The 12,561-nt window shown below is 66.6% G+C and carries 7 protein-coding genes; 1 reads left to right on the top strand and 6 read right to left on the bottom strand.

The features are described 5' to 3' along the window. Positions 1–4: 4 nt before the first annotated feature. Together JG743_RS32605 and JG743_RS32600 are read right to left on the bottom strand one after the other, a co-directional pair. Positions 5–739 (bottom strand): 4Fe-4S dicluster domain-containing protein, encoded by a 735-nt coding sequence (locus JG743_RS32605; protein WP_202296675.1) that lies wholly within the window; start codon positions 737–739, stop codon positions 5–7. Then, positions 736–3,666 carry a molybdopterin oxidoreductase family protein gene (locus JG743_RS32600; RefSeq protein WP_202296673.1) on the bottom strand — a complete coding sequence of 977 codons (2,931 nt, stop codon included), beginning with the start codon at positions 3,664–3,666 and terminating at the stop codon, positions 736–738. The genes JG743_RS32605 and JG743_RS32600 overlap by 4 nt, the downstream gene beginning before the upstream one ends. A gap of 279 nt (positions 3,667–3,945) precedes the next feature. Here JG743_RS32600 and JG743_RS32595 point away from each other — a divergent pair, with 279 nt between their 5' ends. Further along, entirely contained in the window at positions 3,946–4,851 is a 906-nt protein-coding gene (locus tag JG743_RS32595; protein ID WP_202296671.1) for a LysR family transcriptional regulator, read from the top strand. A gap of 15 nt (positions 4,852–4,866) precedes the next feature. Here the strand turns inward: JG743_RS32595 and JG743_RS32590 are convergent, their stop codons facing one another. From JG743_RS32590 to JG743_RS32575, 4 genes are all read right to left on the bottom strand, one after another. Continuing rightward, positions 4,867–6,123 carry an Hsp70 family protein gene (locus JG743_RS32590; protein WP_202296669.1) on the bottom strand — a complete coding sequence of 419 codons (1,257 nt, stop codon included), beginning with the start codon at positions 6,121–6,123 and terminating at the stop codon, positions 4,867–4,869. A 174-nt stretch (positions 6,124–6,297) separates the two neighbouring features. Then, complete coding sequence (locus JG743_RS32585) at positions 6,298–7,089, bottom strand: TIGR02186 family protein (RefSeq protein ID WP_202296667.1); 792 nt, start codon at positions 7,087–7,089, stop codon at positions 6,298–6,300. Continuing rightward, positions 7,089–8,012 (bottom strand): sulfite exporter TauE/SafE family protein, encoded by a 924-nt coding sequence (locus JG743_RS32580; RefSeq protein WP_202296664.1) that lies wholly within the window; start codon positions 8,010–8,012, stop codon positions 7,089–7,091. Before JG743_RS32580 ends, JG743_RS32585 begins: the two co-directional genes overlap by 1 nt. 193 nt (positions 8,013–8,205) lie before the next feature. After that, positions 8,206–12,180, bottom strand: coding sequence for a peptidoglycan-binding protein (locus JG743_RS32575; protein WP_202296656.1), 3,975 nt, complete (start codon positions 12,178–12,180; stop codon positions 8,206–8,208). Between the last annotated feature and the right edge of the window lie 381 nt (positions 12,181–12,561).

The raw sequence follows: 12,561 nt of genomic DNA, 5'->3' as shown, positions 1-12,561 counted from the left end.
AATGCTAGTTCGAAAGCATGCGGTCGATCCAGCCGAGGAAGCCGCCTTCGGCCCGCACCGGCTCCAGCGCCGGCGCCAGCACCTTGGCGGCGCGTTCCGTATGGGCGCGCGGCGGCAGGTATTTGTTGGTCGGTCGGTAGCCGAGTTCCGGCATCAGGTCGACGCCGCCGCGCGCCGCCACCAGCTGCGACACGGCGGAAGCCGGATCGCCGAGATCGCCGAAATGCCGGGCGCTGGTCGGGCAGGCGGCGACGCAGGCCGGCACCCGGTCCTCCTCCGCCAGATTGTCGTTGTAGATGCGGTCGACGCAGAGCGTGCATTTCTTCATCACGCCGACATCGGTGTCGAACTCGCGCGCGCCATAGGGGCAGGCCCAGCTGCACAGTTTGCAGCCGATGCATTTGTCCTCGTCGACCAGCACGATGCCGTCCGAGGCCCGCTTGTAGGAGGCGCCGGTCGGGCAAACGGTGACGCAGGCAGGCTGCTCGCAATGCAGGCAGGAGCGAGGGAAGTTCACCGTGCGCCCGCCCATCTCGGTCGTGTGCTCATAACTGTGGACGCGGTTGAACCAGACACCGTCGACATGCCCGCCATAGGGATCGATATCGGTCAGCGGCGCCATATGGCCGCCGGTGTTCCACTCCTTGCAGGCGGTGACGCAGGCCTGGCAGCCGACGCAGGTGTCAAGGTCGATGACCAGACCAAGCTTCCTGTCGGTTTGGGCGGGAAGGCAGGTCATTCGGCGGCTTCCCTGTTCACGCGGAATTCGGCGCCGAAGCTGAGCTTGTCTGGCGGGGCGGGGAAGCGCGGTGGCTGCCGGAAGCGCTCGAACTGCGGCTCGGTGAAGCCAGCTTCTTGCGCCGCGCATTTGACGATCCGCACCCGCACGTCGAACCATGCGGCCTGGCCGGTGACCGGATCGGAATTCGAATAGCGCTTGCCGTTGGCGACGGCCGCGGTCTGGTCGCCGATGATGTGGTTGAGCAGGAAGCCGCGATTGCTCTCGGCGGCGTCGTCTTTCAGGCCCCAACTGCCGCGCCGCTTGCCGATGGCGTTCCAGGTCCACACCGTGTCTGGATTGACGCCGTCGATCAGCTTGATCTGTCCCTTCACCCGGCCGTTGATGCTCTCGACCCACACCCAGTCGTCATCTGCCAGCCCGAGGTTGGCGGCGGTCCTTGCGTGCACGAACAGCCGGTTCTGGCTGGTGATCTGCCTCAGCCACGCATTCTGCGAGCCCCAGGAATGGTACATGTGCATCGGTCGCTGCGTCAGCGCATGCAGAGGATATTTCACGAGGTCGACGGCGTCTTCCTCGAAGGGTGCGTACCAGAACGGCAGCGGGTCCATATAGGCCTCGATGCGGCTCCGCTCCGCCTTCGGCGGCTGCACCTTCCCATGGCCGCGCGCTGCCAGCCGAAAGCGCTGCATCGGCTCGGAATAAAGCTGGAAGACGATGGGCTCGGCCTTGGCGATGAAGCCCATCTGCACGGCGAAGTCGAGATAGGAGCGGTTGCCCATTTTGTAATAGCGCTGGTCGGCGGAAAAATCCTGGTGCCAGAAGCCGCCATTGTCGATGTAGCGCTGCAATTGATCGGGATTGGCCTCGCCTCTGCCGGTCGAGCCGCCGTCCTTGCCGCGCCAGCCGGCGAGCGGGCCGATGCCGGGCGTGCGCTCGTGGTTGACGATGTAGTCGGCATAGTCGCGGTACTTGGCTGAGCCGTCCGCGTTGACGAAACCGGGCAGGCCGAGCCGCGCGCCGAGCTCGATCATCACCGATTGGAACGGCCGGACGTCGCGGTCGGGCTCGACGACGGGATGGCGGATGGCGTCGCCCGGCCCGTCGGCATGGCTGATCGGCCGGTCGAGCAGGCTGATGCAGTCATGCCGCTCGAGATAGGTCGTGTCGGGCAGCACAAGATCGGCGAATGGCACCGTCTCGGAATAGTAGGCGTCGGAATAGATGATGAAGGGGATCCTGTAGTTTCCGGCCTCATCGACGTCGGTCAGCATGGCGATGGTCTCGACGGTGTTCATCGAGGAATTCCAGGCCATGTTCGACATGTACATCATCAGCGTGTCGATCCGGTACGGATCGCCCGCCCAGGCATTGCGGATGACGCTGTGCATCAGGCCGTGCGCTGCCAAGGGCGCCTCCCAGGAATAGGCCTTGTCGATGCGGGTGGGGGTGCCGGCCTCGTCGACCAGAAGGTCGTCCGGCCCGCAGACGAAGCCGAGCGGCATGCCTTCAAGCGGCGTCATCGGCCGGACATCCTTGCCGGCGGGCTTGGGTCCCGGCGGCGCGCAACGCGGATAGGGCGGCTTGAAGCGGAAGCCGCCCGGCACATCCACGGTGCCCAGCAGCACCTGCAGCAGATGGATGGCGCGGCAGGTGTGAAAACCGTTGGAATGGGCCGAGATGCCGCGCATGGCGTGCATCGACACCGGCCGCCCCTTGATCGTCTCGTGGGGGCGTCCGGCCCAGTCGGTCCAGGCCACCGGCAGTTCGATCGTCTGCTCGAAGGCGACATGCGCCAGCTCCGCCGCGATCCGGCGGATCGTGTCGGCGCTGACGCCGCAGCGCCCCGCCACCGCATCGGGCGAATAGCTATCGTCCAGATAGCGTTGCGCGAGGAGCTGGAACACCGGCACGCAACGCCGGCCCTCGACTGTGTAGCTGCCGGTCAGCGCCGGCTTCGCATCTGGATCGGCGGCGTTGACCGGCGTCTTCGCCATCCTGTCCCAGGCGATCGGATTGCCATTGACGTCGCGAACGAACAGCCCGTCGTCTGCGGCGCCCGGCTCCTGGATGACCAGAACCTGGGCGTTGGTGTAGCGCATGAGATAGTCGAGATCGACCCGGCCGGCCTTGAGCAGCTCGTGGACGAGCGCCAGCACGAACAGGCCGTCGGTGCCGGGCCTGATGCCGATCCAGTCGTCGGCGATGGCATTGTAGCCGGTGCGGCAGGGATTGATCGAAACCACCTTGGCGCCGCGTGCCTTGAGCTTGCCGAGGCCGATCTTGATCGGGTTGGAATCGTGGTCCTCGGCGACGCCGAACAGCATGAAGTATTTCGTGTTGTCCCAGTCGGGCTCGCCGAACTCCCAGAACGAGCCGCCGATCGTGTAGAGGCCGCCGGCCGCCATGTTGACCGAGCAGAAGCCGCCATGGGCGGCGAAGTTCGGCGTGCCGAACTGGCTCGCCCACCAGCCGGTCAGCGATTGCGACTGGTCGCGCCCGGTGAAGAAGGCAAGCTTTTTTGGATCGCTCCGGCGTATTGCGGCAAGCCGCTCCGTCGCGATCGAGAAGGCTTCCTCCCATTCGATCTCGCGGAATTCGCCCGAGCCGCGCGCGCCGCTGCGCAACAGCGGCTTCTGCAGCCGCGCCGGGCTGTAATGCTGCATGATGCCGGCGCTGCCCTTGCCGCAGATCACGCCGCGATTGACCGGATGGTCCTTGTTGCCGTTGATGTAGCGCACCTTGCCGTCCTTGATGTGGACGTCGATGCCGCAGCGACAGGCGCACATGTAGCAGGTGGTCTTGGCGATCCGGTCGGAGACGCTGGGCGAGGTGTTGACGCCATCGCCCTCGTCAGGCGCGCGCGTGTCGGCCAGCGGCCTTTGCGACGGGGCGGAATTTGCGCCGCGCGGCGCGCCCTGGCTCATGATCGGGGGGCGCTTTTACGGTCCGCGTTCTTGGCTCTCGTTTTGGGTCCGGGACCGCGCATGTAGTGTTGTTCCGGGTGATAGCGTTCGCCGGCGACCCGCCGCCGGAGGCTGCGCGTCCAATGTGCGAACAAAGACTTGAACCGCCCCATCAATTCTAATCCTCGCGACTCGGCCGCGATTTTTTTCCAACTCCGCACGAAAACGTAGAATAAAGCAATCGATCTGTCTAACAAGTTGCTCTTGTAATTCCAATCGATTGCGCTTCTTAATTGCGGCATGACTCTCGACCAGTTGCGCATCTTCGTCGCCGTCGCCGAGCGCGGGCATATGACCAAGGCGGCCGAGCTTCTGGGCATCTCGCAGTCGGCCGCCTCGGCCGCCATCCGCGCGCTCGAACAGCAGCATGGCGTGCGCCTGTTCGACCGTGTCGGCCGCAACATCGAGCTGGCGCAGACCGGACGCCGGTTCCTGCCCGAGGCCAAGGCCGTGCTGGAGCGCGCGGCCGCCGCCAGCAACGTGCTGGCTGATGTCTCGCAGACGGTCACCGGCAGCCTGTCGATCGCTGCCAGCCAGACCATCGCCAGCTACTGGCTGCCGCGCCGGCTGGCCGCCTTCCACGAGGCCTATCCCGCCGTCAGGCTGAATGTCAGCATCGGCAACACCAGCCAGGTCGAGACCCAGGTCCTCGACGGCACGGCGGATTTCGGCCTGGTCGAAGGGCGCACCGAATCCGACATCCTGCGGCGCGCCAAGGTCGATGTCGATCGCCTGCTGCTGGTTGTCGCGCCGTCGCATCCGAAGATCCCCGAGCATGCGCCCGGCCATCCCGACATCAGGGAGCTGCGCTGGATCATCAGGGAGGGCGGCTCGGGCACGCGTGAGGCGCTGGAGGATCTCGCGCGCCGCGAGGCGGTGCCGTTCACGGACCTCAGGATATTCCTCGTCTTGCCGAGCAACGAGGCGATCCGCCAGGCGGTCGAGGCGGGCGCCGGCGCCACCATCATTTCGGAACTCGTCGTCGGCCGCGCCGTGGCCGAAGGCAGCCTGCGCTCGGTGCCGATCGACCTGGCGAGGCGCGACTTCGCCATCATCACCCACCGCGACCGCCAGCCGAGCCTCGCGCAGATGGCGCTGCGGGCGCATCTGGGAAAGGCGGACTTGGCACCCAGGGACAGGGACTGATCGGGAAGAAGGGCCTCAGGCGAATTTCCGCTGCGCATCGAGCGCCAGCCCAAGCCCGACCGAGCCGAACATGTCGCCCTCGATGACGGAGGCCTGCGGCACCAGCGAAAGGATTTGGCGCTTGGCGAGCGGGATCGCGGTCGAACCACCGGTCAGGAACACGGCGGTTATGGCGGAGGCGGCAACACCGGCATCCGCAATCGTCTGATGGACCGTCTTGGTCACCCGCTCGATGTCGGCCGCGATCGTCGCCTCCAGCCTGGCGCGCGTGATCTCGGCCGCGAAACGTGCGCCGGGCAGCGACACCTTCACCTCGGCCGCCGGCTGATCCGTCAGCGCGATCTTGGCCCTTTCGACCAGGCCCGCCAGCGCGTGGCCATAGCGATGCTCGACGATATGGATGAAGCGGCCGACGAGGTCGGCGCGCTCGGCCTCGAAGCGGATTTGCTTCAGGTCCGACATCGCCTTGGCGGTATAGACGAGGTTGATGCGCTGCCAGGTCGCCAGGTCGATGAAATAGCTCGCCGGCAGATTGCGCTTGCCGTCCTTGGTCGGCGTCAGATAGCCGAGCTCGGGCATGACATGGGTGATGCTGAGCAGCCGGTCGAAGTCGGTGCCGCCGATATGGACGCCGCGGTTGGCCAGGATATCGCCCTTGCGATCGTTCGAGCGGGCGCGCTCGGGCGAGACCCGCACAACCGAGAAGTCGGACGTGCCGCCGCCCATGTCGACGATCAGCGCCAGTTCCTCTCGGGCGACCTTCTGCTCGTAGTCGAGCGCGGCCGCGATCGGCTCGAACTGGAAGGCGATATGCTTGAACCCTTGCGCGCGCGCCGCCTTTTCAAGCTCGCCTTGCGCCCTCGCATCGGCCTCGGCGTCATCGTCGACGAACTGCACCGGCCGACCGAGAACGACGGTCTCGACCGGAGCGCGCGCGTCCTCTTCCAGGCGCTGCTTCAGATGGGCGATGAAGAAACCGATGATGTCGGTGAAGCCGATCAGCCGCGCCTTGATGCGGGTCTTCTCGTGAGCCAGCGAGCTGCCGAGCACGCTCTTCAGGGACCGCATCAACCGGCCTTCGATGCTATCGGTATAGTCGCTGATCGCGCGGCGGCCGAAATAGGTATGGTCGTCGTCGAAGTTGAAGAAGACGGCGCTGGGCAAAGTGGGCTGTTCGCCCTCCAGCGCCACCAGTCGAGCGCGGCCGTCGCGGATCACGCCCACCGTGGAGTTGGACGTGCCGAAATCGATGCCGCCGAATGCTGATTGCATCGCAGCCTCCTGTCATTGCTTCGCGGCAGCGGATCGCCGGCGTCGGAAAAACGCGCCGTCATCCGGATGGCCGGACCGCTCTGCCGAAATTGAATGTGTGCTTGCCCCTGATCTGGGAGGCGGCGATTTATCCCAAAAGCGGGAAAAGTGAAAGCCCTCTTTTCCCCAGGGGCATCAATCCTTGCGGAAGACGAGCCGCCCCAGCCAGCCGGTCAGCATGGCGAGCGACACGGCGAAGACGCCGTAGAGAAACGAATACTCGTGCGCGACGCGGAAGATCGACTGCTCGAAACCGGATTTGCGGATTTCGAGCTGGGCCGAGCTTTCCTTGATGAACATGCCGCTCTTGAACAGGAAGGCGCGCGCCTTGTGGGTGCCGACCGGAACGTCGGGCGCCAGCCGCACCGTGGCGCGGAACAGGTTCTGCGACAGGAATTGCACGCCGCCGACATTTTCGCTGTAGAGGCCGGTCGCCGTCTTGCGCTCGCGCAGCGCGGCGGTGAATTCCTCGATCGTCGCCGGGCTGTCGCCGGCATCGGCCGGCTTCATGTAGAGATTGGCGGCGCCGAGCGACAGCTGCTTGTAGCTGTTCGGCTCGGTGATGTCTTGCAGCGGCCGCGTCGTCGCCACCGAATAGGACATCGGCACGTTCTCGAAGGTCTCCGATTCCAGATTGATCCAGACGCCGAGCACGCGGTCCTTGCGCCGTACCACCACCGGCCGCGGCGGACCCTCCAGCACGACGATGACGTCGTAGCGTCCCTGGCGCGCGACCAGCGGATCGGGATTCTCCAGCGATCCGAAGATGGTGAGGTCGGCGCCGGAAAACCCGGCCGTGATCGAGACGGCGTCGGTCGAAAGGCCGATCTGGATGCCTTCGACCGGCGGGGTTTGTGCCGCCGTCGGCGACGCCGTCGCGACGAAAAGAAGCAAGGCAGCGGCCGCGAACCCCCTCCACCCCGCCATCAGCTCAGGCCCGCCGCGGAAAGCGAATAGAGATTGGGCGGGGTGACGAAGAGGTCGATCGCCAGGCGGATGGCGACCGCCAGCACCAGCAGCGCCAGCAATGCCCTGAGCTGCTCGCCACGCAGCTTTTGCCCGGCCTTGGCGCCATACTGCGCGCCGGCGACGCCGCCCGCCATCAACAGGAAGGCGAGCATGACGTCGACCGTCTGGTTGGTCGTGGCATGCACCAGCGTGGTGTAGGCCGAGGTGAAGATGATCTGGAACAGCGAGGTGCCGATGACGACGTTGGTCGGCACCTTGAGCAGATAGATCAGCGCCGGCACCATGATGAAGCCGCCGCCGACGCCCATGATCGACGACAGGAAGCCGATGCCGGCGCCCAGCCCAAGCACCGGGATGACGCTGACGAACAGCTTCGAGGCGCGGAAGCGCATCTTCAAGGGCAGGCGGTGGATCCAGTTGTGCTGGCCGGACTTCTTCAGCACCGGAGCCGCACCGCTGCGGGTGGCGCGCAGCGCATTGACGCTCTCGACCAGCATCAGTCCGCCGACGGTGCCGAGCAGCACGACGTAGAGCAGCGAGATGAAGAGATCGAGCTGGCCGAGCCGGCGCAGCACGGCAAACACATAGACGCCGCCGGTCGAGCCGACGATGCCGCCGGAGAGCAGCACGCCGCCGAGCTTGAAGTCGAGCGTGCCGCGCTTCATGTGCGAGAGCGCGCCGGAGAAGGATGAGGCGATGACCTGGTTGGCGCCGGTGGCGACGGCGATCGCCGGCGGGATGTTGTAGAAGATCAGGAGCGGCGTGATGAGGAAGCCGCCGCCCACCCCGAACATGCCCGACAGGAAACCCACCGCCGCGCCCATGGCCAGCAGCACGAAGACGTTGACGGAAATTTCCGCGATCGGGAGATAGATGCCCACCCGTCAGTCTCGATCAGTTTGCCTGTCGGCGATTGCAGCCGCAGCGTGCAGTCTCGCACCGAAAAGCCAATTTTTTCTTGCGCCGACGCGGCGGTGAGGTTCAAACCCCGCCGCCGCGTCGAAACAAAAACCATCTCAATCAGTTAACAGGCAAATGTGTGGCAAGGACATCGCGGAAGCGACGCCTCTGCCGTTATTTGCGCGCCAGCAGTGCCTTGACCAGTTGTTCGTCGACCTCGCCGGTCGGCTTCATCTTGTTATCGGTCTGGAAGGCCATGATCGCGGTCTTGGTCTTGTCGCCCATCATGCCGTCGGCATCGCCGGCCTCATAGCCGTTCTTGTTGAGGATCAGCTGGATGTTCTTGACCGCCTTCTTCATGTCGATGCTGGCGGTCGTCTGCGGCGTCCCCTCCTGCCAGGATTCGGGGATGTCGACGGAGTTGGCAGCCTGGTCGATCGGCTTTGCCTTCCACAGCTCGGTGGCGGCGCGCGCCCGCTCCAGCTGCTCCGGACGCAGCGCATTTGCGATCTCGTCGCGCTTGGACGCCGCGTCCTTGTCGCCGGTCTTGGCGACGAGCGCGAACCATTTGTAGGAATCCTCCAGGTTCTGCTTCATGCCGACGCCCTTGGCCGCCAGGATGCCGAGATTGAACTGGCTGTCCTTGACGCCGAGGTCGGCCGCCGCCTGGAACCAGTGCGCGGCGGACTCATTGTCGGTCACGCCGTCCGCCGCCATGGCGAACAGCACGGCGAGATTGTGCATGGCGCTGGCGTTGCCCTGTTCGGCGGCGAGCTGGTAGTAGGTCTTGGCCTTCTTGATGTCGCGGGCGACGCCGATCCCCTTCTCGTAGAAATTGCCGATGCGGTATTCGGCCGGCGCGAAGCCGAGCTCGGCGGATTTCTCGTACCACTTGGCCGCCGCCTTCATGTCCTCCTTGACGCCGCGCGATTCTGCATAGCGCGAGCCGACCTCGAACAGCGCCTTGGCGTCGCCGCCGGCGGCCGCGTCGAGCAGGGCCTGCGGGCCGGCATCTGCCGGGATGTCGTATTTGGCCGCCGCTGCCTCGGGCGCGGCGCCGGCGGGCGGAACCGTGCCGGTGGTGGCGGGGACCGTCGGCGCGGCGGCTGGCGCCGTGGCCATAGGCTCGGCGTCGGCATCCGCGTCCGTTGCCGGCGCCACGGGCGCCGAAGCGGTGACGCCTGGCGCCGGGGCTGCCGGTTCGGCAGGCGCGGCCGAAGCTATGGGCGCCGGCGCCGGTTCGGCGGCAGCGGGCGCGGCCTCCATCAGCGTATCGGCGTCCGCCGGCGGCACGGGCGCGGTCTGCGCCGGCGCTGCGTCCTTCACCGGCTCCGCTTGCCGCACAGCACGGGCCGGCGTGTCCTGCGCCGCGGCCTCCGTCTTCGGCTCGGCGCTGATCTTAGGTTCGGCCTTGGCGTTGAGCGAGGCGGTCTCTACCGGCTGCGCGGCGACGATCGGCGGGGCGTCGTTGCTGGCAACAGGGGCCGGATCGGCGAAGAAGGCCTTGCCGAGCTGCAGGCCGGCAAGCGCCAGCATGATCGCGGCCGCCGCCATCAGGATCGGCTTGCGCCGCGCCTTGAGCAGGTCGCCGATCCTCAGCGCCTTGACCGGGCCGCCCATCGTCGACTGGCGCTTCAGCGCATCGGCCTCGGCGGCGGCGGCTTGCGCGGCGCGCCTTGCGGCGGCGATGAAGTCGGACTTGGCCGCGTCGCCCTCGCTGCGCTTGACCGGCGGGCCCCGCTCGTCGCGCACGCGCTTCATGATGGCGCTGAGGTCGGGTGCGCCGGAGCCGGGCTCCAGCGGCCGGTTGGCGAGCTTCGGATCGAGCGGCTGGTCGAGGTCGACACTCGGGGCGTCGACGTCAGGCGCCGAACCGGCGAGCGACTGCGTATCCGCCTGCTTCTTGCCCCTGAATGCGCGGGCCAGCCCGCCGAACATCGATTTCTTGCCGGCCTTCTCGGCCTTCTCGGCGATCGTGTCCGAACCGAGCGCCGCCATTGCCGCCGCCGCGGCGGCTTCCGCCGGCGAGCGCGGGGCAGGGTCGCCGTGCATAGCAGGTTCGCTGCGCGGAACCGGCTCGTTGCGCAGGATGGCGGCGGCGCGGGTATCGAGATCGGCAATGTCTCCGGCCAGCGGCAGCGGCTGGTCGATATCCATCGACGGCGCGTCCTGCACCGCGATCTTGGAACCGCGGCTCCCGCGCTTGCCTGCCGGCTGCGGATCGATGAGCTCGCTGACGGCTTCCACCGGCTCGTCGGTTTCCAGCGAGCCCAGCCGGTCGACGATCTTGAGCAGCGTGTCGTGGATGGCCTCGAAGGTGCGCGAGTTGCGCTCGTCGGAACGGCGCGTCAGCGCCTCCAGAGTCTTCAGGTCCTGCGCGAGGCCGCTGACCGCCGCCGTGTTGGCGCTCGTATCAGCCATCGAACGCACCGCGCTCTCGGCCGCCTCGCGCGCCGCGCTGAGGATGGAATCGCGCGTTCCCGCCAGCGACTTCTCGATCTCGTTGAGGCGCGGGCTGATATCCTCGAATTCGGGCAGCGGCGTGCCCGGCTTGGTAAGATGTGCAGAAAGCCCAGAGACCTGCGCCTCCAGGCTGCGGATCAGCGCCGGGTCGATGCCGGCGACCTGCGCGGCCGATGTTTCAAGCCGGCTCGAAATGTCTTCCAGCCGGCTTTCCAGGCCACGGATTGCCGCTTCGTTGGCGGGATCGGGAACGCGCGTCTCCAGGCGCTTGGCGAGCGCGGTGAAGCGGGCGTCGATGGCGTCCATGATGCCCGCGCTGTCCGCCTGCGGCATGCGCTGGTCGAGCCTGTCGGCAACCTCTTCCAGGCGCCGCTCGAGGTCGCGGAACAGCATATTGCCCTGTTCGATCGCATCACCCTGCCGGCGCTCCATCACCCCCGACAGCGCGTCGAAACGCTGTTCCAGTCCCTGGAAGATGTAATCGGCGTCGGGCATGGCCGGCGCGTGGTCGATCCTGTCGGCGATCAGCGCGATCTGCTTGCCGAGCCGTTCCATGGCCTGCTCCGGCAGGTTGGCGCGGCCGGCTAGCTCGTCGACGCGGCTCGACAGAAGGTTGAGCCAGTCCATGACCTCCCGACCCGGCTGAGCCTGGGTCACTTCCTCGATCTGCTGCGCCAGCGAGGCGATCCGCTTCTCGATGCGCTCGAAGGGCTCGGGGTCGAAGGCATTGGCCTGCGCGGCAATTGTCGAGGCGACGATGGCGCGGGAGATCTCGTCCAGCCGCTCGTCGATCATGCCGAACGTGTCGCTGCCGCGATTGCTCTGCTGGCTGGCGAACTGGTCGACGGCGCCGGCAAGCGTGCGCACCTTCTCCTCCAGCGAGCGCAGCGACAGCGATTCCGGCAGGTTGTTGACGGCACTGCTGATCTGCTCGAGCCGCTCGGTCAGCGCCGAAAGGCCCGGATTGTCCGAACGCGAGCGCTGGTCGGCGTCGACGCGGTCCTCGAAGGCGCTCCAGCGGCGGTCGAAATCGTCCCAGCGGCGATCGACCGCCCGCACGCTTTCCTCGCGCGCCAGCGTGTCCAGCGCGCCCTTCACCTGCTCCAGCTCGAGCCTGAGCAGGTTGACGCTCCTGTCGTCGCTCTTCTCGGCCAGCGTCTGGATGGCGCCGGAAAGCCGCTCGAATTCGAGACCGAGCTCGGCGCTGCCCTTGTCCGCCTGGCCATTCGCCTGGAAGGCGCGCTCGATGTCGTTGCGCAGCGCGTCGAACTCGCGCTTGAGGCCGGCGGTCATCTGGTGGCGCAATTCCTCGCGCAGGCCGCGCAGCTCGCCGGCGATCTTGCCGACCACGGCGACGCTGTCCTCCTGGCCGCGCACGCGGTCGATATCGCGGGCGATCGCCTGATAGTTCTGCTCGAAGGCGGGCGCGGTCGGCACCGGCGACTTCGGCCGCGGCGCCGGCTGCGGATCCTCATACCAGCGCGGCGGCTGGCTGTAAGGCTGGGCGCTGGCGTAGCGCGGTTCCGGTTGGCGGCGAGGGTCGAGGCGCTCGGCGGTATCCTCGCGCGTCCGCTCCAGCCGCTGCTCCAGCGTTTCCAGCGAGCGGTTCAGCTGCTCGAGCGTGGTATGCGGCCTGCGCTGCCTGCCGGCATTGAGTGTATCGAGATAGGACCGCTTGCTGTTCATCGATGCGCCCGTGTTCAGAATTGCCGGCTCGTGACCGGATTCCCCAAAGTCTCGCCGGGACGAAGGCGACCGTGCGGTTCTGCCGCGGCGGAGGGCTAGCCTCCCGGGCTTTTGGCCCGCGCTTCGAAAACCGTGAAAAATTCGCTACAGGATAAACACGGGTGACCGACATGCGCACATTTCACCCAACGTGGTAAACAACGCGTTAACCAAGCTTAAGAACTTGCGCACGATCCTTTCGGCTCCGGGTCGCCGCGGCAAAAATCATTCCGGATATCCGGATCGCGCGCCAACGGGTGCGGCATAACGTTTCTTAGCCTAGAACGCCCTTGCGTCATGAGCCGGCACTCGGTATAGAATTGACGTAAACGTAAGAGGTGT

Source organism: Mesorhizobium sp. 131-2-1 (genome assembly GCF_016756535.1).
Lineage (GTDB): Bacteria > Pseudomonadota > Alphaproteobacteria > Rhizobiales > Rhizobiaceae > Mesorhizobium.
This window is presented reverse-complemented; position numbering and strand designations above follow the sequence as displayed.